Here is a 25593-nt window from a genome sequence, read left to right as displayed (position 1 = left end):
ACGGCCGGGCTCCGGGTCTCCACCGACCGGTCCAAAGACGGCCATGGGCCGGCTGGCGGACCCTGCGGGCACTGGCCGGAACCGACGGCCGCCTCCCCGCCGCGGAGCTGGACGCGCTGCTGGTGCGTGCCGATCAGCGGAGCGGGCTCCTGGACGCCCTGCGCGCCGCGGCGGCAACCCGGACGCTCCAGCACCCGGCGTCCGTTTTCGTCCGATCCTCCTAAGATCGCCGATTTCCCGGATGGGACGCCTGGGGCAGGGCAGGCGCAGTACCTCATCAACCTTTGGCTCGAACGGGGGCCGCGGTCATACCGGAGGTACGGTGCCCAGTACTGCTCTCCCCTCGTCAGCACGGCCCGCGTGGCCCGCGGGCCTCATGGCTCTGCCCGGCGTCTACGCGCCGCAGGCGGACACCCGGCTGCTCGCCGAGGCCATGGCCCACGAGGACCTCGGGCCCGGCAAGGACCTCCTGGAAATCGGGACCGGGAGCGGGGCCCTGGCCCTCCACGCGGCGACCAGGGGCGCCCGGGTCACGGCCGTCGACGTGTCCTGGCCGGCCGTGGCCACGGCCCGGCTGAACGCCTGGAGGCACCGGCTCCCCCTGCGGGTGCTGCACGGCGACTTCGCGACACGGGCGGCGGGGCGCAGCTTCGACCTGGTCGTCTCCAATCCTCCGTACGTCCCGGCTCCCGGCAGCCGACCGCCGTCGCACGGGCCCGCGCGGGCCTGGGACGCCGGACAGGACGGCCGCGTGGTCATCGACCGGATCTGCGCGCAGGCCCCGGCCCTGCTGCGATCCGGGGGGATTCTGCTCATGGTCCACTCGGGAATGTGCGGCGCCGGCGAAACCCTCCGCCGACTGGCCGTGGCGGGGCTCGCCGCGGAGGTCACCCTGACCGCCACCGTGCCGTGGGGACCGGTCCTGCGCTCGCGGCGGTCCTGGCTGGAAGGGCAGGGCCTGGCGGCCGAGGCCGAGGAGTGGGACGAACTGGTGGTCATCCGTGCCCAGAGCCAGTGATGACGCCCCGCACGGCTGCCCGGACCCCGCCACCGGGGCGGCAGCGCGCAGGGTGACGGTCGAGCCCCGGGGCCCGGTGCTGGTCGAGGGACCGGTCGAGATCGTCCTGGACGACGGCACGGTCGCCCGGTCCGACCGCTTCATGGTCGCCGTGTGCACCTGCCGCCGCAGCCGCACGTACCCCTGGTGCGACACCAGCCACCGCGTCCGCGAACGAGCCGAGTCACCGACCGAAGACAGGGACCAGCAATGACCTTGACGACCCCGCCCGGCCCCAGCACCGCCACGGCCCCGGCCGGCCCGCGCCTCGTCGAAGGGCGGGGCGAGCTCTCCGACGCCGTGGTCCGGGCCCTGGGATCGGGCGCCCCGCCCGTGTACGCCCCCGGCGCCGTGCTGAAGGCCGATCCGTGGGGCGAAGACCTCCAGCTCGCCCTGTACCTGATGTACGAACCGCACTACCGGGGCTTCGCGGGAGTGGACGACGCCCGGGAATGGGACCCGGACCTGCTGCGCCTGCGCCAGGCCCTCGAAGCCCGCTTCCTGCACGCCCTGCGCACCGAGCTCCCCGGCGCGCCCCGGACCGTCGAGGAGGCCTTCGCCCCGCTCCTCGTGGAGCCCGTGGACCTCTCCGACAGCCTCAGCCACCACCTCGAAACGGAGGGCGAGCTCTGGCAGTTGCGCGAGTACGCGGCCCTGCGCTCCCTCTACCACCTCAAAGAGGCCGACCCGCACGTATGGGTGATCCCCCGGCTGACCGGCCGGGCGAAGGCCGCGATGGTGGCCATCGAGTACGACGAGTTCGGCGCGGGCCACGCGGACCGCATCCACGCGCGGCTCTTCGCGGACCTCATGACCGATCTCGGGCTGGACCCGGCGTACGGCCACTACCTGGACCAGGCCCCGGCGCCGCTGCTCGCCACCGTGAACCTGATGTCCCTCTTCGGCTTGCACCGGGCGCTGCGCGGCGCGCTCGTCGGCCACTTCGCGTGCGTCGAGGTCACCTCGTCCCCGGGCTCCCGCCGCCTGGCCAAGGCCATGCGGCGCTGCGGGGCCGGGCCGGCCGCCGAGCACTTCTACGCCGAACACGTGGAGGCCGACGCCGTTCACGAGCAGGTCGTGCGCCACGAGGTCATCGGCGGTCTCCTCGCGGACGAACCGGACCTGGAGGAGGACGTCGCCTTCGGCTGCGCGGCGACAGGCCTCCTGGAGGACCGTCTGGCGGCCCACATCCGTACGGCCTGGGAGCAGGGGAACAGCGCCCTGCGCTCGCCCCTGTCCTAGTCGCCGGAAACGGGAACGCCGGGGGTGATCATGGGACCTGCGGGTAGCCGCAGGACGTGATCACCTTCGGAGTCGAAGAAGAATATCTGCTGCTGGACCCGGACACCGCCGTACCGGCTCCGCTGGTGGAGGAGGTACGGCGCAGGGCCGGTCTCGGCGCCCTCGCGGAACAGGGCGAGGTCCAGGACGAGCTGCTCCAGGCCCAGATCGAGGTGGCCACTCCGGTCTGCTGGAATCTCGAGGAGGCCGGGGGACACCTGCTCCGGCTGCGCCATGCGCTGGCGTCGGCGGCGGAGGCCAGTGGCTGCCGGATCGCGGCGACCGGTGCGGCGCCGGTGCGAGGGGCGCTGCCCGTGCCCGTCACCCGGACGCCCCGGTACCTGAGGATGGAGGGCGACGCGCGTCAACTGGTGGACGAGCACCTCATCTGCGGGATGCACGTCCATGTGGGCATTCCCGACGCCGAGACGGGCGTGGCCGTACTGAACCGCATCCGGGGATGGCTGCCGACGCTGCTGGCCATGTCGGCGAACTCGCCCCTGTGGGACGGGCGGGACACCGGGTTCGCCAGCTGGCGGACCATCGTCTTCAGCCGCTGGCCCGTCAGCGGTCTGCCCCCGCACTTCGACGGGCTCGCCGACTACGAGCGACGGCTGGAGGCGCTGCTGGCCTCCGGGGTGATCGCCGACCGGGGACAGGTCTACTGGCAGGCGAGGCTGTCCGACCGCTACCCGACCGTCGAGGTGCGCTGCATGGACGTGCAACTGCGGGCGGACGACGCCGTGATGCTCGCCGGCATCGTCCGCGCCCTGGTCGCCACGGCGATCGCCGAGGAGAAGGTGGGCATGGCGCCGGCCACCGCGGCGGACTCGGAGCTGCTCCAGGCATCGAGCTGGCACGCGGCCCGGTACGGATTGAACGGCACCCTCGTGGGGCCGGACGGCCGCCCCGCAAGCAGCGGCGACGTCCTGTGCTCCCTCCTGCGCCACATCACACCGGCCCTGGAGGACGCCGGCGACCTCCGCGAGGTCAGCGCCCTCGCGCACCGGCTGCTGCGGGAAGGCACCCCGGCGGACCGCCAGCGCCGCGCCGTGTCCGACGGCGGGCTGCCGGCGCTGACCGGACTGATCACCGGCGCCGCGCAGTCCGAGGAGAACGCGTACCCCTGATGCCGACGCCGTGCCGGCCGTCCCCGGGCGACACCCCGGGGCGGCCGGCCGGCGGGTCAGCGGCGGAGCACCTTGCGGGACACCACGTTGCCCAGGAGCTGCGCCGACTGCACGAGGGCGATCAGCACGAGCACCGTCACCACCATCACCGAGGTGTCGAAGCGCAGGTAGCCGTAGGTCATCGCCAGGTTGCCCACGCCTCCGCCGCCGACCGTCCCCGCGACCGCCGAGAAGTCGATCAGCGCGACGAGCATGAAGGTCATGCCGAGGACCAGGGGGCCGAGCGCCTCCGGGACGAGGACCGTGAGCAGGATCCGCAGCGGGCTCGCGCCCATGGAGCGGGCCGCCTCGATCACGCCGGTTTCGACGGAGAGCAGGTTGGACTCCACGATGCGGGCGACGCCGAACGTGGCGACGACCGTCATCGGGAAGATCGCGGCGTTCGTGCCGATCATCGTGCCGACCACCCCGCGCGTGACCGGGGCCAGCGCGACGATCGCGATGATGAACGGCACGGGCCGGATGACGTTGATGAGCAGGCCCAGGACCGTGTGGACGATCCGGTTCGGCAGGACGCCGCCCTTGCGCGTGGCGTAGAGGGTGAGCCCCACCGCCAGTCCGCTGACGGTCGACAGCGCCAGGGTGATCAGCACCATGTAGACGGTCTCGCCGGTGGCGTCGAGGACCTTGGGCCAGAACATGCTCCAGTCCGCCTTCACCGGACACCCGCTTCCGCGCGGTCCGGGAGGCGCAGCCCCGCGACGACGGCCCCGACCGCGGCATCCTCGCCGCGCAGTTCCAGCGTCACGCTGCCCAGGGGGCGTCCGCGCACCTCGGCGACGCCCCCGTGGACGAGGGTGAAGTCGACGCCGTGGACGCGCAGGAGCTCCGAGAGGCCGTCCAGCGCCGGGCTGCCGTCGACGACGGGCAGTGTGACCAGGCGGCCGGGGTGGCGGGCGCGCAGCCGTTCCAGGAGCCCCGCGTCCGGCTCGGCGTGCTGCGCGGAGCGGACGAAGGCGGCGGTGGTCGCGTGGCGGGGCCGTGCGAAGACCTCGTACACCTCGCCGCTCTCGACCACCCTGCCGTCCTCCATGACCGCGACGCGGTCGCACAGGGTCCGGACGACCTCCATCTCGTGGGTGATCAGGAGGATGGTGACGCCGAGCTCGCGGTTGACCCGGCGCAGCAGGGCCAGTACCTCGCCGGTGGTCCGCGGATCGAGGGCGGAGGTCGCCTCGTCGCACAGCAGGACCCGGGGGCGGGTGGCGAGCGCGCGGGCGATGCCGACGCGCTGGCGCTGGCCGCCCGAGAGCTGCTCGGGGTAGCGCTTGCCGTGGCCGGCGAGACCGACGAACTCCAGCGTCTCCTCGGCGCGGGCCCGGGCCGCGGCGCGGTCCGTCCCGGCGAGGCGCAGCGGGTAGAGCACGTTGCCCAGGACGGTGCGCGAGCGGAAGAGGTTGAACTGCTGGAAGATCATGCCGATGTCGCGGCGGATGGGGCGCAGCCGGCGCTCGCCGAGGGAGGAGAGGTCCTGGCCGTCCAGCAGCACGCTGCCCGAGGTCGGCTCCTCCAGGCCGTTGACCAGGCGCAGCAGGGTGGACTTGCCCGCACCGCTGTGTCCGACGACACCGAAGACCGTACCCGCCCCGACGCTCAGGCTGACCCCGTCGACGGCGCGCGCTCCGCCGGGGAACTCCTTGGCGACGTCGCGCAGTTCCACTGCGGCGGTCATCGCTTCAACTGCTTCTGGATACGGGCCACCTCGGCCTGCAGCTCGGCGGCGGGCAGCTCGATGTGGTGGGCGGTGCCGTTGCTGGTGCGGCGGACCTCGTCCTGGACGGGCTTCGAAGCGTAGAGCTCGACGATCTTCCGGTAGTCCGCGTTGTCCTTCTGGTCCGCGCGGGCGGCGATGACGTTCAGGTACGGGACGGACTGCGGCCCGGCGGGGTCGTCCTTGAAGAGCGCCGTGCCGGCCTTGATCCCGGCGAGTTCGGCGACACCGTCGTTGATGATCGCGGCGTCCGTGTCCTTGAGGGTACGGGGAGTCTGCTGCGCGTTGACCGGGGTGAGCTTGACGTGCCTGGGGTTGGCGGTGATGTCGTCGGGGGTGGCGAACAGCCCGGCGTCCTGCCGCAGTTCGATGAGTCTGGCCTGCTCCAGCACGCGCAGGCCGCGCCCCTGGTTGGCGGGGTCGTTGGGCAGCGCTATCTCGGCCCGGTCGGGGAGGTCCGCGAGCTGCTTGTGCTTGCTGGAGTAGAGCCCGAGGGGGACCACCGTGGTGGCGGCGATGGGGGCGATGTCGGTCTTGTTCTCGGTGTTCGACTGGGCGAGGAAGACCAGGTGCTGGAAGGCGTTGAGCTCGATGTCACCCGCGCTGAGGGCCTTGTTGGGCAGCGAGTAGTCGTCGAAGACCACCGTCTCCACGGTGATGCCTTCCTTCTTGGCCTCCTTGGCGAGGATCTCCCACTCCGGGGAGTCGCCGGAGACGCCGACCCGAACGTGGTGGTCGCCCGGGCCTCCGGCGCCGCAGCCGGACAGGAGGAGCGTGAGGACGGCGGCGGTGGACGCGGCGCCGCGCACGCGATCCGATGCCCGCACCGCACCGCACCCCCACCTCACCGGCTCGGTCAGCCCACGAACTCCTCGTCCCCGTAGCGCACTTCCGCGGTGCTCCAGTCGACGCCGAGGCCGGCCGTGAACTTCTGCGCCAGGGGGAGGTCCGCCACCGGGGCGATCAGGATCAGCCGGCCGTCGAGGGTGACGGAGCCACCGTAGAGGCGTTCGCGGGCCTCGGGGTCGGCGACGAGGGCGTCGTGGAGGCGGGTCGGGCTCACTCCCGGGGCCTGGATCTCCACGGCGTCGGTGTCCGGCGAGCTGCGCGACAGGCACCGGAACGTCAGCACCGACTCCTGGTGGTACTGCTTGCGGATGACGTCGGCGATGTGGTGGAGCCCCGCGGGGTCCACCCGGTCGACCTCGAACTCGCGCGAGCGCTCGTACGTGGTCCGCTTCAGCTCGTCCGACCAGAAGACCCCGTCCAGCAGGGTCGACGAGCCGGGCTTCGCGCCGTGGGACCGGATGACGCCGCGCACCTCGTGGCCGAAGCGGTTCAGGCGGTTCTGCAGCCGGGGGTCGGCCGGGTCCGTGATGATCGCCGTGTTGTCGGTGGCGAAGATCTCCGCCGTCGACGGGCAGCCCCCGGGCGAGGCCGGGGAGGCGTGCGCGCTCCCCGTGCCGGCCGATCCCAGCGTGAGGACCCCGACCGCTGCCAGGGCCCGCAAGTACCGCTGCCTCATGTTCCAACTCCCTTTCCGGGAAACCGTGGTGATGTACCGGTGACGGACCGAGGTCCAGGTCACCCCGGGCAAGGAGAACCCGATCGGTGCCGCGCGTGTCAGGAAGATCGCGAACGTTCACGTGATCGTCAAGAACGGCTTAGGCCGGCTCTTTCGGATCTTGCCGGGCCCGCGACGCCTGGCACCGCGCCTGGCCGCACTGCCGAGGCGACCACGTACGCCCAGTACGCGAACGCCCCGGCAGCACGCCCAGGCACGGCACCAGACGCCGCGGACTCAAGCCGACAAGATCCGAAAGAGACGGCCTAGCCGCCCATGTCCCGGCTCCGGTAGTCCTCCAGGGTTTCGCGCCGGACGAGGAGCCGGGCCGCGCCCTCGTGGACGGCGACGACGGCGGGGCGGCCGACGAGGTTGTAGCCGGAGGCCATGGACAGCTGGTAGGCGCCCGACACCGGTACGGCGAGCAGGTCGCCGGGGCGGACGTCGCCCGGCAGCGGGACGCCGGAGGCGAGGACGTCGCCGGCCTCGCAGTGCCGGCCGACGACCGTGGCCGTACGGGGCTCCGCCGTCGAGGGGCGGCCGACGAGCCGGGGCGCGTACCGTACTCCGTACAGCGCGGGCCGCGGGTTGTCGCTCATGCCGCCGTCGACGGCGACGAACACCTTCGCGCGGGTGTGCTTGACGGCGAGCACGCGGTAGAGCGCGATTCCCGCCGGTCCGACGACGGCCCGCCCGGGCTCGACGGCGAGGCGGGGCACGGGAAGCCCCGCGGCGGCGCAGCCGTCGACGAGGTCCGTACGCAGCCGCCGGGCGAGCGTGCCGAGGTCGAGGGCGGGCTCACCGGGCCGGTAGGCGATGCCGTGGCCGCCGCCCAGGTCGAGCTCGGGCAGGACCAGACCGTGCGTGTCACGGATGCGGGCCATCAGCCCGATCATGCGGCGCAGGGCGACCAGGTAGGGCTTCACCTCGGTGATCTGGGAGCCGATGTGGCAGTGCAGCCCCGTGAGTTCGAGCTGATGCTGACCGAGGACGCGGGCGACGGCGTGCCGGGCGCCGCCGTCGGTGAGGGAGAGCCCGAACTGCTGGTCCTCCGTACCCGTGCGGATCTTGTCGTGGCCGCCGGCCGAGACACCCGGGACCACCCGCACCATGACCTTCTGGCGGCCCGACGCCCCGACGGCGGCGGCGATGCGCGCCGTCTCGGACGGGCTGTCGATCACGATCCGTCCCACACCCAGGCGCAGGGCGGCCTCCAGGTCGCGGGGTGACTTGGCGTTGCCGTGCAGCACGATCCGGTCCGCCGGGAAGCCGGAGGTGACGGCGAGTTCGAGCTCCCCGGCCGAGCACACGTCCAGGCCCAGCCCCTCCTCCCGCACCCAGCGGAGCATGGCGCGGGAGAGGAACGCCTTGGCCGCGTACAGCACGTCCGCGTCGGGGAAGGCCGCGCGGTACGCCCGGCAGCGCCCGCGCACCTCGGCCTCGTCCAGCACGTAGGCCGGTGTGCCGAACCGGTCGGCGATCTCACGGAGGGAGACTCCGCCGACGGCCAGGCCGCCGCGCGGGAGCGGCGCCGCCGAGGAGGGCCACACGGACAGCTCGCCGGCGCCGGCGGGCATCTCGGGGAGAGCGGTGACGGTCATGTTCCGCTCCCCTTCAGGCCGTGCGGGCCGTGGTTCCGGGCACCCGTGCGGGCGGGGCACCTCCGGCGGTTCCGGCGGCGGTGCCGGCCGCATCCGCCGGGGGAGCGGCGGGAACCACGGCGACCGCGGGCGCGGTGAGAGCGGGATCCACGGTCAGCAGGGACGCGCCGAGCGGCCGGGCCAGGGCGCGGAGCGCGGCCTCGGAGAGCCGGATCCAGGGCAGGCCCGTACCGAGCGTGGCGGCCAGCCGCTCGGCACTGGTGAAACCGACGGCGGTGCGGGCTCCCAGCGGGGTGCGGAACAGCCGCACCACGACGTGCGTTCCTCCCGGCCGGGCGGGCACGAACAGAGGCCCGGCCGGGCGCCGTTCCCCGGGTTGGGGGCGGCAGGGTTCGGAGCGGGAGGGTTCGGAGCGGGAGGGCTCGGAGCCGGAGGGCTCGGAGTCGGATGCGTCGTACTGGAACAGGCACATGGGGCGCTCCTCGGGGAACCACGCGTGGCAGGTGACCGCCCGGAGCGGGGACGCGGCCGGGACGTGCCACCGAAGGTATGGCCGCCCCCGCCCCCGGACCCCGCCCCCTGACGGGACCCATACGGCCACCGGCCCGTTCCCTACGGATCACTGACGGGCGGGACCCTCCCGTCAGCCGGAGGCCGAGTCGGGGAGACGCCGCGCCGCGGCGAAGGCACCGTCGTGGTGGACCAGCGCGGTCCCGTCCTGGTCGACGGAGCCGGACTCCACCTCGCCGACGACCAGCAGATGGTCACCGATGTGCTGGCGCAGCGTGATCCGGGCCGTCAGCCAGGCGGGAACACCGTCCAGCAGCGGAAGGCCGTCCACGGTCGGGGTCCACGCCACGCCGTCGAAGCGGTCGATGCCGCTGCGCGCGAACTGCCGCGCCAGATCCGTGTTCCCGGTGCCGAGCAGATGGACGGCGAACCGGTCCGCGTCGTGCACGGCCGGCGCGGTGGAGGCGCCCTGGCCCAGGTAGAACGCCACCAGGGGCGGGTGGAGGGACACGGAGGTGAAGGAGGTGGCGGTGAAGCCCGCGGGCCCGGCGACGGTGATGACGGTGACCCCGGCCGCGTGACGGCGCAGGGTGCGGCGCAGCACTTCATCGGCGGTGAGTGCGGCGGGCGCCGCGGCGGGCTGGGGGACGGATGCGGTGGAGATGGTCATGCCGGTTCCCTCTCGCTGGTGGTGCGGAACGTGTACGGGCAGGTGGCGGACGGCGTCACCAGGCGCTCGACTCCACGGTGACGAGCGGCACCAGGCCGTCCCGCAGGGTCTCCAGGAACGTGACGACCTCGGCCGCCACGGAGCGGTGCTGCACGTCGTTGAGGACGTCGTGGTGGGCGCCGCGGACCACCGACAACCGCGCCCGGGGCAGCGATTTGGCGGTGCGGGCGAGTCCCTCGCGGTCGGCGAGCGGGTCGGCGTCCCCGACGAGGAGCAGTGCCGGGACCTCCGAGGCGCTCTCGTACGCGGCGTCCAGGACGGCGTCCGGCACCGGGTCGCCCAGTGAACCCCGCCGGACCTGGGCGTCGTTGGTGAGCACGCCCCGGTGGGTGGGGCAGGACGTGCGGACGTCGAGCTCCTCGTCCCAGCTCCCCGCCGCCCCGGCGGCCGTCCCGGGAAGCCCGGCGAGGACGAGGCCGTCCGGGCGTACGGCGTCCCCGTCCCGTTCCCGGGCGAGGAGCGCCGCGACCGCGGCGGCGCCGGCGTCGGCCCCGACCAGTACGAGCGGCCGGGCCACGCCGTCCGGGCCCGCGGCGCCCTCGACGGCCTCCGCCAGCCGGGCGGCGAAGGCGTCCAACGAGGCTTCGGAGGAGCCGGCTTCGGCCTCGTCACCGCTCAGCGGCGGGCCGACGACCCGGACCCGGTAGGCGTCGGAGGCGAGCCGCCTGCCGAAGCGGGCGTAGGTCGCCGGGGTCTCGCCCCGCCCGGGCACCACGACGACCGTGCCGCGGGTGAGCAGGCCCTCCGGGGCGAAGTGGTCGGCGTGGTCCGCCTGGTCGGTGCCGTCTGCGGGGTGGGTGGTCTGGCTCATCTCATACTCCTGCGGTCGTGGTGTGTTCGAGGGAACGGAGCCCGGAGTCCCGGGCGCCGTGACCCAGTACGTGGTCCAGGACGGCGGCGGCGCCGCCTTCGGGAAGGCCGGCCGCGCGCCAGGCGACGTGCTGGTCCGGCCGTACGAGGACATGGGCGGTGCCGTACACGGCGCGCGCCCCGGGGTCGGTCAGGTGGATCACCGTGAAGGGCAGCGCACGGGCCGCTGCTTCGGCGACGAAGGCGTGCTCGACGGTGCGGTCCCCGGTGAGGACGAGCAGGGCGAAGGAGGTGCCGATGCGGTCGTGCAGCGTGCTGCCGTACGGATCGATGGCTCCGTCGGGCGCGCGGTGGCCCGGCCGGGGGTCGTCCTCGTAGAGGTCCGCGCGCCAGCGGGGCTCCGAGCCGAGCTGGTCCGGCTCGTACCAGATCACGGACGAGGCGTCGTAGCGCTCGTCGAAGGTGACGCCCGCCGCGTCGAGGCGGTCCCGGCGCAGCCGTTCGCCGATCTCCGCCCGCCGCCGGACGGCTTCGGGGCCGAGGTCCGCGTCCTCGGGTATGCCGCCCCGGCGGATTTCGGCGAGCGTGCTCTGCGAGCGCCGCGAGCGCTCCAGGGCGTGGTCGGCCACGCGCCGGTTGTGCGGGCGCCGTTCCTCGTCGTAGGAGTCGAGGAGGGACTGCGGGGCGTGGCCGGCCAGGACCGCGGCCAGTTTCCAGCCGAGGTTGGCCACGTCCCCGATGCCCTCGCCGAGGTTGCCGCCGGGCGTGCGCACGTGCGCGGCGTCGCCGGCGAGCAGGATCCGGCCGCGGCGGAACGACTCGGCGATCCGGGTGGCGTGGTAGAAGGTCGTCGCCGAAACGAGTTCGAGGTCGAGGTCGAACCCGAAGGCGGCCTTGCCGATCTCCAGGAGTTCGGCCTCCCCGGGCTCGTGGGCGAGCGGGTACGGCCCGGCGTACACCCGCCATTCGCGGGTGCTCACCGCGGCCAGGAACCCGGACGCCTTCTGGTTGACCACGATGTTGCTGCCGTGGGGCGCGGCCCCGACCCGCTCGGCGATGTCGCCGGTGCGCACGATCAGGCGCAGCCGCTTCTCGGTGGCGTGCTCCCCCTCGCGGGCGATGCCGGCCAGCCGGCGGGTGGTGCTGGAGGCCCCGTCGGTGCCCAGGACGTACGCCGCCCGAAGGGTGCGGGCCTCGCCCGAGCCGGCGTCGGCGACCTCGGCGCGGACGCCGTCGCCGTCCTCGTGGAGCGCGCGCAGTTCCCAGCCCCCGGCGACGCTCACCCCGCGCTCCCCGAGGTGGTCGAGGAAGACCTGCTGGAGCACCGTCTGGGGCCGGCGCAGCGCCTCCTGAGCCCTCGGCCGGGAGCCGCCGGGACCCGTGAACGGCGCGCCCGGCGCGGGCACCAGCTCGTGGCCGGCGAGCGAGGTGACCAGCCTGGTGCCCCGGTTCCACTCCGGGGGATAGGTCCAGCCGTCCCGGATGCGCCGGAGCAGGCCCCAGCGCCGGAAGTGCTCCACCGTGCGCGCGGTGTGGCCCATGGCCCCGGCCCGGACCAGGGTCGCGGTGCGGGCGCGGTCGACGACGGCGACCCGGACGCCGCGCGCGGTCAGTTCCACGGCCGCGGCCAGGCCGACGGGGCCCGCGCCGACGATCAGTACGTCGGCCTCGGCGGGCGGGGTCGCGCTCGGGAACCGGACGGTGTGGACGTCGCGCCCACCCGTCACCGGAAACGCGCTCACCGGAAATGCGCTCATGCCCCCGCCCTCAGCCGTTCAGGAGCTGCGGTACGCGGGTGTTGCGGTTGGCCGGTACGGGCAGGCCCAGGTTGCCGCGCAGGGTGTCGGCCGCGTACTCGGTGCGGAACAGGCCGCGCTTCTGCAGCAGGGGGACGACTCCGTCCACGAAGAGTTCGAGGTCGTCACCGGTACGGAAGGCCAGATTGATGCCGTCGAAGGTGCCGGCCTCGAACCAGCGCTCGATCGTGTCGGCGACGGTGTCCGGGGCTCCGACGAAGGGGGACGTGTGGAACTCGTTGACCAGGGAACCGACCTGGCGGAGCGTCAGGTTCTCGGTCCGGGCCCGCTCGATGAGCTTGGCCGCGCCCGTCCGGCCGCCCTTCTCGGCGAGGTGCGCGACGTCGGGGAAGGGCGCGTCGAGGTCGTGCACGCTGAAGTCGTAGGCGCCGAAGGCGCGCCCGAGGAGCGCCAGGTTGCGGTCGAAGTCGTTGTCCTCCTCGAAGATCTCCCGCTCGCGGCGCCGGGCCGCCTCGTCCGTGGCGGCGACGACAGGGCTGCCGTGGATGAAGATCTTGATGTGCTCGGGGTCGCGGCCGTAGGCGGCGGTGCGCGCCTTGATGTCGGCGTAGTACTCCTGCGCCTGCCGCAGGGAGCCGCCCGGCGCGTAGATGCCCTCGGCCACCTGGGCGGCGAGATCGCGGCCCTCCTCGGAGACCCCGGCCTGGAAGATCACCGGCTGTCCCTGCGGGGAGCGGGACAGGTTGAGCGGTCCGGCCACCTTGAAGTGCTCGCCCTCGTGGTCCAGCGCGTGCAGCCTGGCCGGGTCGAGGAAGACGCCCCGCTCCACGTCGGCGGGGAACGCGCCGTCCTCGTAGGAGTCCCACAGCCCCCGGGCGACCTTGACGAACTCCAGGGCGCGGCCGTAGCGGGTGGTGTAGTCGAGGTGCTCGTCGAGCCCGAAGTTCTTGGACGTGCCGGTGTCGAAGCTGGTGACGACGTTCCAGCCGGCCCGCCCCGCGCTGATGTGGTCCAGGGAGGCGAAGCGGCGGGCGAGGTTGAACGGCGAGTTGTACGTCGAACTCGCCGTGCCGACCAGCCCGATGTGCCGGGTGTGGGTGGCGACCGCCGACAACAGGGTCAGCGGTTCCAGTCGGTTGAGGTAGTGCGCCGGGTAGGTGGCGTTGATGAACTGGCTGTCGACGATGAACAGGGCGTCGAAGAGGGCGTGTTCGGCCGCCTGGGCCTGCTCGATGTAGTAGTTGATGTCGATGCTGGCGTTCTTCGCGACGCGCGGGTCCTTCCACAGGCCGTGCTGGCCGGGACCTCCGACGCCGTACGGGTGCAGTGCGAGGTGGATCGTGCGGGACATCTCTGGTTCCTGTCTTTCGGCAGTGTTGGGGGACGGGCTCAGGAGTGCAGGAGGCCGCGCAGGGCCTCGCGTTCGGCCCGGTCGGCCGGTGCGCTGCGCAGGGTGGGCGCGGAGCCCAGGAGGAGGCGGGTGTACGGGTGCCGCGGCCGGCTGATGAGATCGCGGGTGGCGCCGGTCTCGACGAGCTCGCCCCGGTAGAGCACCGCGATGCGGTCGGCCGTCCCGGCGACGGAGCCGAGGTCGTGGGAGATGAGGACGAGGGCGACCCCCGAGCCGCGGAGCTCCCTGAGGATCTCCAGGACCTGAACCCGGTTGGCGGAGTCCAGGGCGCTGACCGGCTCGTCGAGGATGACCAGCTCCGGCTCGGTGACCAGGGCACGGGCCACCGCGACGCGCTGGCGCTGCCCGCCGGACAGCTCCCCGGGCAGCCGGTCGAGCAGCTCCTCCGCGAGGTGGACGCGGGCCAGGTACGCGCGGACCCGTTCGGCGGCCTCCCCGGGCGAGACGCCTTGGATCAGCAGCGGTTCGGCCAGCGACCGGGCGACGGTGAGGTCCGGGTCGAGACTGCGCAGCGGGTCCTGGAAGACGTACTGGACCGTGCCGCGCAGGCGCAGCGCGCGCCACTGGCGGCGGTTGTACCCGGTCACCTCCTCGCCGCCGACCAGGATCGAGCCGGCGGAGGCGCGGACGAGGCCCAGGACCGCGCGGGCCAGGGTGGACTTGCCCGAGCCCGTCTCGCCGATGATGCCGAGGGTCTCACCGGCGGCGACGCTCAGCGACACCCCGCGCAGGGCGCTGCGGCGTCCCCGGCGCGCGCCGTAGTGGACGTCCAGGCCGGTGACTTCGAGGACGGGCCGGGTGGTCACGATGCCTCCTGCGGTACGAGGAACGTGTCGAGGCCGTACCTCTCGTGCTCGGCGATGAGCAGCCGGGTGTACTCGTGCCGCGGCTGCCGGAGCACCGTGTGCGTCGGCCCCTGCTCGACCACCTCGCCCTGCCGCATCACCAGGACCTCGTCGCACAACTGGGCGACGACGGCCAGGTCGTGGGAGACGACCAGGAGGGCGAGACCCGCGCGCACGCGCAGGTCGGCGAGGAGGTCGAGGATCTCGGCCTGGACGGTGACGTCGAGGGCGGTGGTGGCCTCGTCGGCGATCAGGATCCGCGGCTCCGCGCAGATCGCCGCGGCGATCAGGACCCGCTGGAGCATGCCGCCGGAGAGCTCGTAGGTGTACTGGCCGTAGACCAGTTCCGGGTCCCGCAGGTGCACGGCGCGCAGGAGTTCGAGGGCCCGGTGGCGTGCCGCACGCCGCTTCAGTCCCTTCTTGACCCGCAGGACCTCGGCGATCTGCGGGCCCACCCGGATCGAGGGGTTGAGGTAGGAGGCGGGGTCCTGGAAGACCGCGCTGATGGTGGTGGCGCGCAGGGAGGTCCACTGCCGGGGCGTCAGGCCGGCGATGTCGGTGCCGGCGATCTCGACCGAACCCCCGGTGACCTCGAAGTGCGCGGGCAGGATGCCCAGTGCCGCGCGGCAGGTGAGGGTCTTTCCGCTGCCGGACTCCCCGACAATGCCGACTGTCCGGCCCGGGGTGAGCGCGAAGCTCACGCCGTGGACGATCTCGCGCCCGCTGACGTGATCGCTGATGCGGACGTCGCGCAGGGAGAGGACCGGCGCGGCCGTGGGACCGGCCGGGGCGGGCGGTTCACCGCCGGGGGCGCTGCCGCGCAGCTGCCCGGGGAGGGTCCGGGGGGACAGGGGCGTCATCGCGCGCCTCCGGCGGGAACGGGAACAGGATCGGTATCGGTATCGGGGCCGGCACCGTGGACGGGCTTCGCACGCCGGTTGGCGCGGGCCTTGCGGTGGTTGACCAGGGCGCGGCCCGCCTCGCCGGAGACGTCGCGGATCGCGTCGGCGAGCAGATTGCTCGCCCAGACGGTGACCATGACCAGCAGCGCGGGTACGAGCGGGGCCCAGGGGCGCTGGCCGAGGTAGTTCAGGTCCGAGGCGAGCAGCCCGCCCCAGGTGGGCGCGGGCGGCTGGACCCCGATGCCGAGGAAGGTCAGGCTGGAGACGATGATGAAGCCGACGCCGATGGTCTGCGCGAGCGCCACCGCGATCGGCGGCAGCACCTTGGCCCACACGTGGCGGCGTACGACCCAGCCGGTCGAGGCGCCGGAGACGATCGCCGCCTCCACGTACGGGGAGCGGGCCACGGCGAGCGTGGCCGCGCGGGCCACCCGGTAGAAGAGGGGGGAGACGAGCGTGCCGGTGACGAGCATGGCCTGGGTGAGCCCGTTGCCGAGCAGGGCGATCACCGCGACGGCGAAGAGCAGGAACGGCAGTGCGACGAGCGTGTCGGTCAGCCGCAGGGTGATCCACTCGAAGCCCCGGCCCAGGTGGACCGAGAGGATCCCGGGGAGCGCGCCGACGGCCAGGGCGGTCAGCGCGACTTCGAGGGAGCCGAGCACGCTGACGCGGGAGCCGTCGAGGAGACGGCTCAGGACGTCCCGGCCGAGGTGGTCGGTGCCCAGCCAGTGGCTGCCCGAGGCCGCCGCGAGCAGGTGCTCGCTGGTGGCCAGCGGATCCTGCGGAGCGATCAGCGGCCCGAGGAGGGCGAGCAGCCCGATCAGGGCGAGTACGGCGACGGATATCCGTCCGGACGGCAGTGCGAGAACGCGGCGCACCATGGTCACACCCCCCGTTGGGAGGCCGGCGTCACGCGCGCCAGCACCAGGTTGACGAGCAGGTTGAAGGTGACGACCAGGGCGATCGACACCACGAGGACCCCCTGGACGGCCGGTACGTCGCCGGCCTGGGCGGCGTCGTTGGCGAACCGGCCGAAGCCCTGCAGGCCGAAGATCCACTCCGTCACCACGGAGGCCCCGACCAGGGCAGGGAACTTCAGGCCGAGGGTGGCGAGGGCGGATCCGAGGCCGTTGCGCAGCACGTGCCCGAAGAAGATCCGGCGCGGGCTCAGCCCCCGGACCAGCGCTCCCGTCACGTAGTTCTCGCGGTAGGCGGCGACGAGGCTGCCGCGGAGCTGGCGGGCGACGTCGGCGACGACGTCGAAGCTCAGCGCCACCGCCGGGAGGGTGATGTGGGAGAGCCAGGGGCCGAACCCCTGGTCCGCGGGCACGTACCCGGCGGACGGGAACAGGTGGAGTCCGACGGCGAAGACCGCGACCAGCACGATGCCGACGACGAAGGCGGGCATCACCGAGATCAGGGTGACGAAGCCCGTGATCGCGCGGTCGATCCACGTGGTGCGGCGCAGCGCCGCCACGGTGCCGAGGAGGAAGCCGGCGGTGACGCCGATCAGGAGGGCGAACGTCGCGATGGACAGGCTCACGCCCAGACCCAGACCGATGAGCGTGGAGATGTCCGCGCCGTTGCTCCAGCTGGTGCCGAGCCGGCCGTGCAGGACCCCGCTGAACCAGTCCCAGTACTGGACCAGGAAGGGCTTGTCCAGGCCCCACTGGGCCTCCACCCGGTGGACCGCCTCGGGTGTCGCGTCCTCGCCCAGCTGGATCCGTGCCGGGCTGAGCCCGCTCATCGACCGCAGCGAGAACGTCACGAACGTCGCGACCAGGAAGACGGGTACGAAGATCGCGACCGACCGTACGAGGGTGGCCAGGACGCGGCCCGCGGTGTCCCGGACCCTGGTCACGGCCACCCCTGGGCGCCGGGCGGCCGCGGTGCGGAGCGCGGTGGTTGCCATGGGGTTGCCCCCTCTCTGTGGTGGACGGCTGTCAGCTGCCGGAGATGGTGACGCCGGTCCAGTCGATGTGCGCGGGGTTCTTGGGCAGGCCGGAGATGGACTTGCTCTTGGCGATGAGGTTCGGCGAGGAGTACGTGAACACCAGCGCCTTGCTCTCCAGGCCCGCCCGGGTCGCCGCCTGCAGGACCTTGGTGTAGTCGGGCGAATCCAGCGGGGTCTGGCGGACCTTGGCGATCGCGGCCTCGAAGCCGGCGGGCTGGTACGGGGAGCTGAGGTTGAGCGGGCCGTTCGGGCCGAAGTGGGCGGTGAGGGTCTGCGCCGCGGAGTCCCGGCCGGTGGTCCCGTACAGCGAGAAGGTCAGGTTCTTGGCGAAGAAGGGGGTGGACCAGTTCTTGTCGATCTTGATGGTGACGGTGATGCCGACCTTGGCCAGCTGCGACTGGACGATCTCCGCCTGCGGGTCCTCGGTGGGGATGACGAGGCTGAGCTTGATGTCGCCCGCCTTGTAACCGGCCTGGGTGAGCAGGTGCACCGATTTGGCCGGGTCGTAGGGGTAGGCGTTCTCGGACTCCGGGTCGAAGGCCACGTACCCCTTGGGGAAGGGCTGGTTGGTCACCGAGCCGAAGCCGAAGGTCAGCTTGTCGACGAACTCCTGGCGGTTGACCGCGTGGCGGACGGCGTCGACGACCTTGTCGTTGTCGAAGGGCGCCTTGTTGGTGTTGAGGCTGATGTTGGAGGCGTTGAACCCCGGTTGCACGAAGACGTCCAGACCGGCCTTCTTGGCCGCTTCCGCCTGACTGGGCTTGATGTCGGCGAAGTTGTAGACGCCGGTCTGCAGGCCGGAGACCACCGTGGAGGAGTCGGGGGCCGAGGTGAGCTCCACGGTGTCGATGTGGATGTTCTTCGCGTCCCAGTAGGCGGGGTTCTTCTTCAGGACCGCCTTGGTGCCCGGCACCAGCTGGGTGATGGTGAACGGCCCCGCGCCGACCGGGTTCTGGTCCAGCTTCTCGGGGGCGGCGGCCGCCTTGGGGCTGGCGATCTGCAGCACCCGCTGGCCGAGGAGCTGCGGGATCTGGTAGTCGACCTGGGTCAGGTGGACGACCGCGTCCAGACCGTTGGCATCCACCGACTGGATCGAGGTCAGGTCCCCGAAGAGCGCGGAGTTCTTCTGCTTCTTGGCCCGCTCGACGGCCAGTTTGACGGCCGCTCCGTCGAGCGGTTCGCCGTCGCTGAACTTCAGCCCGGGGCGCAGGTGGAAGGTGACCTGGTCGCCCTTCTCGTTGTACTCCCAGCTCTCGGCGAGGTCGGGGACGGCCTTGCCGCTCTCGTCGGTCCGGGTCAACGAGGCGTAGACGAGCGCCAGTTCACGGAACTGGGCGCCGCTGCCGGAGACGACCGGGTCCCAGTGGGCCGGGAAGTACGAGGAGGTCCACTTCAGCGTGGAGCTGCCGCCACCGCCGACGGAGGAGGCGTCGCCGGCGCAGGCGCCGAGGGCGGGGGTCAGTACGGCGACGAGACCGGCGGCGAGCAGGGCGGGGCGCGGGCGTCCGGAGCGGCGTACCCGGGGGAGGCCGGTACCGGGTCTGCGGGTCACGAGTCGTGCGGACATGGCTGATTTTCCTTGGACTTGGTCCAGGCCCGGTCAGGGCAGGAGGAGCGGGGGAGCGGAGTGGTCCGGTGCCGCGCACGACCGCAGACGGGTACGCCGGTGGGCAGGTGCGGGGTAGGTGCGCGGTAGGTGCGGGGGAGGGGAAGGCGAAGGCTCCGGGGCGCGGCCGGGCCGCCCCACGCTGCCGGCGCGGTTCGCCGGCGGGGTGACGGGGGGCGGGCCGGGATCGGACCCGGGATACGACGGAGGGCGGGGAGGGAGGACTGAGGGAGGGGTACGACGGAGTGCGGGGCGCGGGGCCGGATCGCCCGGGCAGTGCGGGCGGGGGCTCAGTGGGAGCGCGGCCTACCGCAACCACCGGAGGCGGTACGGCTGTTGGCGGGCGCGGTCCGGCGCCTGTGGGCCGGGGGCGGCTGGTCGGTCAGCGACAGAGAGCGCTGGACGTGCGCCGCAGGTCCACGTAGCGGCACACCACACCGGGGTGCGTCGTAAGCATGTGCCACATCCTGGGGGAGCGGCCGGGGGCTGTCAATGGACACCAATTGGTGTCTCATTCGTCGGGACGGTACGAGCCGCTGGTCAGAGGCCTGTCGGAGGTCTGCGAGAGTTCTGTCAGAGTTCCGTCACGGGGCTGCGGGAATCCCGCGGCCGGCGGCCGGATGCACCGCCGCCTCCTCGGGATGCAGCCACAGCGGGCCGTTCCCGGTCTCCACCCGTACCGCGTGCGGCGGCGGCCACGGGCCCTCGGCGAGCATCGGCCGGTCCGGGTCGCTCAGACTCCGGTAGCGCTCCAGCGCCCGCGCCGGGGACGGTCCGCCGCCGGTCACCGGCAGGCCGGGGGCCAACTCCCGTACCGCTGCGGCACATTCCTCGAACGTCCGCCAGCCGGGCACGGCGCGGTGGCCCGAGGGCGTGCGCAGCAGCAGCGTCGGCAGGGCGTAGCGGTGCCCCTCGCCGGTCTCCTTGGCCGTACCGGGATGCGGCGACCCGCCCCGTACGGACAGCACCTCGGCCACCGGGCGGCGTGCCTCCGCATGGTCCGCGCGCACCAGCCCGAGGACCTCGGCGCCGCCCGCGTCGGCCGCCAGCCGCTCCGGATCCAGGCCGGGCACGCCCCGTACCGCGGACAGGGCCAGCGCGGCCGTGTCCGCCGGCTCGCCGAGCACGAAGACGCTCTCGCGCAGCCGGCGCAGCACCCGCTCCGCGACCTCGGGACCCTGCGCCTCCGCGGCTTTGGCGACGAGCGAGGCGGGCCACGAACTGGCCGCCACCCGGCTGAGCCGCACCGCGCGGGGCGCCAGGGTGTGCGCGGTGATCCCCTCGACGTACCGCGCGTACCAGGCGGTCTCCGCCGCCGGGTCGGGGGCCGGTTCCTCGTCCTCGTCGAAGAGGATGCAGAACACCCGCCGCCAGCGGACCCGGCCGTCCAGCGCGGCCCGCAGCCGGCGGAACACCGGCTCGGATCCCCAGGCCCAGGGGCACAACGGGTCGGTGTACTCGACGACTTCGAGCACCGGTGACGCTGACCCCTGCGGCGCACCGGACGGTGCCCCCTGCGGCGGCCCGGGCCGCGGCAGGACTGGCGGCCCGGGCCGCGGCAGGACTGGCGGCCCGGGCGGGGGAGCGGCCCCGGCCCGGATCCCGGCCCCGGGTACATCCTTGGCGCCAGCCCCGGCGGCCCTGGCCTTGGCCTCGGCCCTGGCCCCGGCCCTGGCCTCGGCCTCGGGCACGTCCTCGGCCCCGGTCCCGGCGGCCTTGGCCCCGTCCTCGGCCCCGGTCCCGGCGGCCTTGGCCCCGGCCTCGGTCTCGGTCTCGGCCTTGGCCCCGGCCTCGGTCTCGGCCTCGGTCTCGGTCTCGGTCTCGGCCTTGGCCCCGGCCTCGGTCTTGGCCTCGGCCTCGGCCTCGGCCTCGGTCTTGGCCTCGGCCTCGGCCTCGGCCTTGGTCTCGGCCTTGGCCCCGGCCTTGGTCTCAGCCTTGGCCCCGTCCTCGGGCACGTCCTCGGCCCCGGCCTCGGCGCGGGCCTCGGCGCGGGCCCCGGTCTTGGCCTTGGCCTTGGGCTCGGTCTCGGTCTCGGCCTTGGCCCCGGCCTTGGTCTCGGCCCTGGCCCCGTCCTCGGGCACGTTCTCGGCCCCGGCGGCCCCCGCCTCGGCCCGCGGGCCCGTCATGCGGCACCTTCGTGGGGCTGCCCGCCGGCCGCCCCCGCGAGGGCGGACGCGGGCAGCAGGGAGGCCAGCGTCGCCCCGGCCAGGACCGCCGCCGCCTCCGCCTCGATCCGCTGCCACACCCCGGGCAGTCCGACAGCGGCGCCCGGGTAGTCCAGCCCGGCCAGCGGCTCGCCGCGCAGCGAGATCAGCTCGCCGTCCACGGCACGCGCCACGTCCAGCAGGGTGATCTCCTCGGCGGGCCGGCCGAGCCAGTAACCCCCCTCGCAGCCGCGCTGACTGCGCACCAGACCGGCCTTCCGCAATTCGCCCACCACGGACTTCAGGAAGCGGAACGGGATCTGCTGCGAGGAGGCGATGGCCTCGCAGGTCAGCGGACGGGAGGGCTCACAGGCGAGCTCCAGGAGGGCGCGCGCGGCGTAGTCCGCCTTCGCGGAGATATGCATGCGCCCATCATGCCCGACACCCCGCCTCCGGCAGGGGGCCAATCGGCTTCCCGGCCCGCATTGCGGGAACATTGCCGCAGGTGAACGGCAAAGGACACCTCTTGACATCCTTTCCGGTGCCCCCCTAGCGTCCCCGCCATGAGCGAGCCGCTGACTGCCCCCGGTGAGGGCTTCCACCCGCACCTCCCCGACGCCCCGGACCGCCCGACGGCCCCGCTGCGCACCCGCCTGCACCACGTCCGTGCCGACTCCCTGGACGGGGACACGGCCCAGAGCGGCGGCATGCGCAGGTTCGCCGCCGTCAGCGGGAGGACCGTGGGCTCCGAGAAGCTCTGGATGGGCCAGACCCACGTGGCGCCCTCGACGGCCTCCTCCGACCACCACCACGGGGAGTCGGAGACCGCCATCTACGTGGTGAGCGGACATCCCGAGTTCGTCTTCCTCGACGACACGGGCGAACAGCCCGAGGAAGTACGGCTGGTCACGTCCCCCGGCGACTACATCTTCGTCCCGCCGTTCGTACCCCACCGCGAGGAGAACCCGGACCCCGCCGAGGAAGCCGTGGTGGTGATCGCCCGCAGCACCCAGGAGGCGATCGTCGTCAACCTCCCCCAGCTGTACGCCATCCCCGCGGCCGACGCCTGACCGGCCCGGGCCCCGGGCCCCAGGCCCCAGGCCCCGGGCCCCGGACGACGGCACTGACCCGGGAGGCCCCCGCTCAGCGGTCGCCGGGCTCCGGCGGGCGGCTGAGGGCGTCGACCTCCGCGTAGCCCGGAATGCCGGCCGGCAGCGCGCCGCCGTCCCGGACCGCGAGCGCCGTGCCGACCGCGGCGTGCAGCGACGCACGGAACAGCAGGGACCCGGTACTGACGCGGCGCACGCCCAGCTCCGCCAGCCGGGGGAGGCCGAGCGCGGGCTCGTACAGCACGTTGACGGGGAGCGGCAGGGCGGCGGTCACCGCGGCGATGTCGGCCTCGGCGGCCATGCCCGGCACGAAGATTCCGTCGGCGCCGGCGTCCGCGTACCGCCGGGCACGCTCCAGCGTCGCGGAGGGCCGGGCGTCGACCCCCGACCAGTACGTGTCCGTACGGGCGTTGACGAAGACCCCGGGCGCGCGGAGCTTCACGGCGCGGATCAGAACGGACTGCACCGCGGGGTCGGCCAGCCGGTCGCCGCGTCCGTCCTCGATGTTGATCCCGGCCACGCCCAGGTCGGCGAGCTCGGCCACGAGGTCGGCCACCGCCCCCGGGTCTTCGGCGAATCCGGCCTCGATGTCGATGCTGACCGGACAGGCGAGCCGGACCAGCCGCCGGGCCAGCTCGACGGTCTCCGCCCGGGCCAGGCCGGCCGCGTCCGCAAGGCCGTGGGCCGCGGCGACACCGAGGCTGGTCGTGCCCACGGCGGCGAAGCCGGCGGCGGCCAGCGCCGCGCCCGAGGCGAAGTCCCAGGCGTTGGGCAGCAGGAGCGGCCGGTCCGTGTGGTGCAGCGCATGGAACGCTGCATTCGGCGGCGCACTCTGCGGCGAGTCCAGCGGCGAGTCCAGCGGGGAGTTCAGCGGCGCAGTCAACGGATCGTTCCCTCGACCGCACCGGCGGCTGCCGCCAGTGTCGCGCGCTTCTCGCCCAGGGACAGGCGCTGGACCCCTTCGGCGTCGAAGTTGTCGGGTGCCAGCCAGGCCTCCAGGGCCCGCTTGTTGGTCTGCCACTCGGTGTCGACGACGGAGTACCAGGCGGTGTCGCGGTTGCGGCCCTTGTAGACGAGCGCCTGGCGGAAGATGCCTTCGAAGGTGAAGCCCAGCCGCTCCGCCGTGGCGCGCGAGGGGGCGTTGAGGCTGTCGCACTTCCACTCGTAGCGGCGGTATCCCAGGTCGTCGAAGGCGTGGCGCATGGCCAGGAACTGGGCCTCGGTCGAGAGCGGACTGCGTTTCATCAGGGGAGAGAACATCACGTTGCCGACCTCGACCACACCGTGGTCCGGGTCCTGCCGCATCAGCGCGAGCGTGCCGACCGCCGTACCCCGGGCGAGGTCGATCACCGCGTAGTGCCGGGGATCCGCGCTCGCGGCGGCCTCCTCGGCGTAGCGGCGGTAGTCCTTCTCCTCCGCGAACGGCCCGGTGAACATGTACGTCCAGTCCCGGTCGTCCGCACCGCTGGAGTAGGCCGCGAACAGGTCGGCCGCATGCCGGTCCGCGTCGAGCGGCTCCAGCCGGCAGTACTCGCCTCTCATCGTGTCCGCCCCGGGCGGCCGCCGCCGCGACCAGCCGGGCACCGGTTCGCCGACAGGCTGGCCGAACTCGTTGAGGCGAAAGCTCATGGTCTCTCCCGGTGTGGGGTCCGTCTCGGGCATGCCCGCAGCCTACCCCTTCAGTGCAGTGGATGTGAAAGTTTAACGGTTGCACTTATTGATCCGCTGTGCTCTTCTGGAGGGGCGGGTGTCGGAGCAATTGCCCGACCTCTCCGATCTCCCCTCTCCCTTCCCCTTCCCCTCCCGCCTCCCTCCTGTCCGAAAGGAGTGATCAGTCATGTCCACGACTGCCTCCCTCCCCTCCGCCGTACCGAAGAACGTCCGCTGGGTGCTGCTCGGCGTCATGCTCGCCATGCTCCTGTCGATGCTCGACAACATGGTCGTCAGCACCGCGATGCCCACGATCGTCGGCGACCTCGGCGGCCTGGAACACATCTCGTGGGTCGTCACCGCCTACACCCTGGTCACCGCCGTCACGACCCCGATCTGGGGAAAGTTTGGCGACCTCTTCGGCCGCAAACCCATGTACCTGGCCTCGATCGGCGTCTTCATCCTCGGATCCGCCCTGTGCGGGACGTCCGGCTCGATGGGCGAGCTGATCGCCTACCGCGTCGTGCAGGGCATCGGCGCCGGCGGCATCGGCGCGGGCGCCTTCGCGTTGATCGGAGCCCTCGTGCCGCCGCGCGAACGCGGCAAGTACCAGGGCATGACCGCCTCCGTGATGGCCATCGGCACCATCGGCGGGCCGCTGCTCGGCGGCTTCGTCACCGGGCACTTCGACTGGCGCTGGGCCTTCTACATCAACCTTCCGCTCGGGCTGCTCGCGCTGGTGTGGCTGTGGCTGAAGCTGCGGATCCCCGCCACGCGCATCCGGGCGAGGATCGACTGGGCGGGCATCGCCCTGCTGACCCTCTCCATCGCCTCGATCGTCCTGGCCGCGACCTGGGCCGGCAGCACCTACGCCTGGGGCTCCTGGCAGATCCTGTCGCTCGGCGCCGCCGCGATCGTGGGCCTGGCCCTGTTCATCCAGGTCGAGAAGCGGGTCAGTGAGCCGCTGCTGCCGCTGGGCGTGTTCACGGGACACCGGAACTACCCGCTCGCGATGGTCATGATCCTCGCCGCCGGCGTGGTCATGTTCGGCGCGGGCCTCTACCTGCCGCTGTTCCAGCAGACCGTCCAGGGCGCCTCGGCCACCAACTCCGGCCTGCTGATGCTCCCGATGATGATCCCCGTCGTGATCGTCTCGACCATCGCGGGGAAGGTCATGTCCGCCACCGGCAAGTACAAGATGTTCCCCGTCGCCGGCACCCTCTTCCTCACCGCGGGCCTGGGCCTGCTGGCCACCATGGACGCCCACACCTCGTCCCTGCTGACCAGCCTCTACATGGTCCTCGTCGGCATCGGCCTCGGCTTCACGATGCAGATGGCCGGCACCATCGCCCAGAACAGCGTCTCCCTGCGCGACATGGGCGCGGCCATGAGCTCGGTCAGCCTCTTCCGCACGCTGGGCGGCTCCCTCGGTGTCGCCGTCTTCGGCTCGCTGTTCACCCGCGCGGTCCAGCCCACCCTGCCCGCCGGCGGCGACACCGGCCCGGACGCTCTGCGGAACCTGTCCGCGGGCGCCAAGGACGCCTACCTCGCCGCGGTCGCGGACGGCGCCGCCCACATCTTCCTCACCGCCGCCATCGTCTGCGCCCTCGCCTTCCTCGCCGCGCTCTTCGTCATCGAAGTCCCGCTGAAGAAGGCCGGACCGCCCGCACCCGCCGACGGCCCGAAGAACGCCACCGTCGCGGCCGGCTGACACCAGCACCCCACCTGAAACGCGGCGGCACTGCCCACCGTACGAACGGA

25 protein-coding genes are annotated in these 25593 nt (G+C 73.1%); 6 read left to right on the top strand and 19 right to left on the bottom strand.

What is annotated here, in order from left to right; genetic code table 11:
• Nucleotides 1–376: 376 nt before the first annotated feature.
• From ACWCP2_RS05470 to ACWCP2_RS05455, 4 genes are read left to right on the top strand one after another with little or no spacing between them, the layout of a single operon-like run.
• Entirely contained in the window at nt 377–1018 is a 642-nt protein-coding gene (locus ACWCP2_RS05470; protein WP_450907257.1) for a HemK2/MTQ2 family protein methyltransferase, read from the top strand.
• Entirely contained in the window at nt 1002–1271 is a 270-nt protein-coding gene (locus ACWCP2_RS05465; RefSeq protein ID WP_450907256.1) for a CDGSH iron-sulfur domain-containing protein, read from the top strand. Before ACWCP2_RS05470 ends, ACWCP2_RS05465 begins: the two co-directional genes overlap by 17 nt.
• On the top strand, nt 1268–2299 hold the full coding sequence (locus ACWCP2_RS05460) for an iron-containing redox enzyme family protein (protein ID WP_450907255.1): 1032 nt from the start codon (nt 1268–1270) through the stop codon (nt 2297–2299). Before ACWCP2_RS05465 ends, ACWCP2_RS05460 begins: the two co-directional genes overlap by 4 nt.
• Before the next feature lie 56 nt (nt 2300–2355).
• Complete coding sequence (locus ACWCP2_RS05455) at nt 2356–3468, top strand: carboxylate-amine ligase (protein WP_450907254.1); 1113 nt, start codon at nt 2356–2358, stop codon at nt 3466–3468.
• 56 nt (nt 3469–3524) lie between these two features.
• On the opposite strand, the gene ACWCP2_RS05450 is transcribed toward ACWCP2_RS05455, so the two are convergent.
• From ACWCP2_RS05450 to ACWCP2_RS05370, 17 genes are all read right to left on the bottom strand, one after another.
• Nucleotides 3525–4169: a methionine ABC transporter permease gene (locus ACWCP2_RS05450; RefSeq protein WP_450907253.1), complete on the bottom strand. Its 645-nt coding sequence runs from the start codon at nt 4167–4169 to the stop codon at nt 3525–3527.
• A gap of 14 nt (nt 4170–4183) precedes the next feature.
• Nucleotides 4184–5200 (bottom strand): methionine ABC transporter ATP-binding protein, encoded by a 1017-nt coding sequence (locus ACWCP2_RS05445; protein WP_450907252.1) that lies wholly within the window; start codon nt 5198–5200, stop codon nt 4184–4186.
• Nucleotides 5197–6066 carry a MetQ/NlpA family ABC transporter substrate-binding protein gene (locus ACWCP2_RS05440; protein ID WP_450907251.1) on the bottom strand — a complete coding sequence of 290 codons (870 nt, stop codon included), beginning with the start codon at nt 6064–6066 and terminating at the stop codon, nt 5197–5199. Before ACWCP2_RS05440 ends, ACWCP2_RS05445 begins: the two co-directional genes overlap by 4 nt.
• Nucleotides 6067–6095: 29 nt before the next feature.
• Complete coding sequence (locus ACWCP2_RS05435) at nt 6096–6764, bottom strand: hypothetical protein (RefSeq protein ID WP_450907250.1); 669 nt, start codon at nt 6762–6764, stop codon at nt 6096–6098.
• Nucleotides 6765–7069: 305 nt separating this feature from the next.
• Nucleotides 7070–8404, bottom strand: a complete 1335-nt coding sequence (lysA, locus tag ACWCP2_RS05430) for a diaminopimelate decarboxylase (RefSeq protein ID WP_450907249.1) — start codon at nt 8402–8404, stop codon at nt 7070–7072.
• A gap of 13 nt (nt 8405–8417) precedes the next feature.
• A complete protein-coding gene (locus ACWCP2_RS05425) occupies nt 8418–8876 on the bottom strand; it encodes an SAV_915 family protein (RefSeq protein ID WP_450907248.1) in 459 nt (152 codons plus the stop codon).
• A 171-nt stretch (nt 8877–9047) separates the two neighbouring features.
• Nucleotides 9048–9584 carry a flavin reductase family protein gene (locus ACWCP2_RS05420; protein WP_450907247.1) on the bottom strand — a complete coding sequence of 179 codons (537 nt, stop codon included), beginning with the start codon at nt 9582–9584 and terminating at the stop codon, nt 9048–9050.
• Nucleotides 9585–9639: 55 nt separating this feature from the next.
• A complete protein-coding gene (locus tag ACWCP2_RS05415) occupies nt 9640–10455 on the bottom strand; it encodes an alpha/beta hydrolase (RefSeq protein ID WP_450907246.1) in 816 nt (271 codons plus the stop codon).
• Nucleotide 10456: 1 nt separating this feature from the next.
• Nucleotides 10457–12211 carry an FAD-dependent oxidoreductase gene (locus ACWCP2_RS05410; RefSeq protein WP_450907245.1) on the bottom strand — a complete coding sequence of 585 codons (1755 nt, stop codon included), beginning with the start codon at nt 12209–12211 and terminating at the stop codon, nt 10457–10459.
• A gap of 10 nt (nt 12212–12221) precedes the next feature.
• On the bottom strand, nt 12222–13562 hold the full coding sequence (locus ACWCP2_RS05405; RefSeq protein ID WP_450907244.1) for an NtaA/DmoA family FMN-dependent monooxygenase: 1341 nt from the start codon (nt 13560–13562) through the stop codon (nt 12222–12224).
• A gap of 38 nt (nt 13563–13600) precedes the next feature.
• Nucleotides 13601–14428 carry an ABC transporter ATP-binding protein gene (locus tag ACWCP2_RS05400; protein WP_450907243.1) on the bottom strand — a complete coding sequence of 276 codons (828 nt, stop codon included), beginning with the start codon at nt 14426–14428 and terminating at the stop codon, nt 13601–13603.
• Complete coding sequence (locus ACWCP2_RS05395) at nt 14425–15327, bottom strand: ABC transporter ATP-binding protein (protein ID WP_450907242.1); 903 nt, start codon at nt 15325–15327, stop codon at nt 14425–14427. The genes ACWCP2_RS05400 and ACWCP2_RS05395 overlap by 4 nt, the downstream gene beginning before the upstream one ends.
• A complete protein-coding gene (locus ACWCP2_RS05390; protein ID WP_450907241.1) occupies nt 15324–16250 on the bottom strand; it encodes an ABC transporter permease in 927 nt (308 codons plus the stop codon). The genes ACWCP2_RS05395 and ACWCP2_RS05390 overlap by 4 nt, the downstream gene beginning before the upstream one ends.
• Nucleotides 16251–16252: 2 nt before the next feature.
• Nucleotides 16253–17281 (bottom strand): ABC transporter permease, encoded by a 1029-nt coding sequence (locus tag ACWCP2_RS05385; protein ID WP_450907240.1) that lies wholly within the window; start codon nt 17279–17281, stop codon nt 16253–16255.
• Between the two features lie 31 nt (nt 17282–17312).
• Complete coding sequence (locus ACWCP2_RS05380; RefSeq protein ID WP_450907239.1) at nt 17313–18890, bottom strand: ABC transporter substrate-binding protein; 1578 nt, start codon at nt 18888–18890, stop codon at nt 17313–17315.
• A gap of 623 nt (nt 18891–19513) precedes the next feature.
• Nucleotides 19514–20404 (bottom strand): DsbA family oxidoreductase, encoded by an 891-nt coding sequence (locus ACWCP2_RS05375; RefSeq protein ID WP_450907373.1) that lies wholly within the window; start codon nt 20402–20404, stop codon nt 19514–19516.
• Between the two features lie 647 nt (nt 20405–21051).
• Nucleotides 21052–21498 carry an RrF2 family transcriptional regulator gene (locus ACWCP2_RS05370; protein ID WP_450907238.1) on the bottom strand — a complete coding sequence of 149 codons (447 nt, stop codon included), beginning with the start codon at nt 21496–21498 and terminating at the stop codon, nt 21052–21054.
• A 138-nt stretch (nt 21499–21636) separates the two neighbouring features.
• Between ACWCP2_RS05370 and ACWCP2_RS05365 the strand changes: the two genes are divergently transcribed.
• A complete protein-coding gene (locus ACWCP2_RS05365; RefSeq protein WP_450907237.1) occupies nt 21637–22143 on the top strand; it encodes a cupin domain-containing protein in 507 nt (168 codons plus the stop codon).
• A 73-nt stretch (nt 22144–22216) separates the two neighbouring features.
• On the opposite strand, the gene ACWCP2_RS05360 is transcribed toward ACWCP2_RS05365, so the two are convergent.
• Entirely contained in the window at nt 22217–23065 is an 849-nt protein-coding gene (locus ACWCP2_RS05360; protein WP_450907236.1) for an isocitrate lyase/PEP mutase family protein, read from the bottom strand.
• Nucleotides 23062–23844 carry a GNAT family N-acetyltransferase gene (locus ACWCP2_RS05355; protein ID WP_450907235.1) on the bottom strand — a complete coding sequence of 261 codons (783 nt, stop codon included), beginning with the start codon at nt 23842–23844 and terminating at the stop codon, nt 23062–23064. The genes ACWCP2_RS05360 and ACWCP2_RS05355 overlap by 4 nt, the downstream gene beginning before the upstream one ends.
• Before the next feature lie 175 nt (nt 23845–24019).
• Between ACWCP2_RS05355 and ACWCP2_RS05350 the strand changes: the two genes are divergently transcribed.
• Nucleotides 24020–25543 carry an MDR family MFS transporter gene (locus ACWCP2_RS05350; protein ID WP_450907234.1) on the top strand — a complete coding sequence of 508 codons (1524 nt, stop codon included), beginning with the start codon at nt 24020–24022 and terminating at the stop codon, nt 25541–25543.
• Nucleotides 25544–25593: the final 50 nt, after the last annotated feature.

The sequence above is a fragment of the Streptomyces sp. NPDC002104 genome, assembly GCF_053593795.1.
The sequence above is the reverse complement of the archived record's forward strand: the minus strand, read 5'-3'. Positions and strand labels throughout refer to the sequence as shown.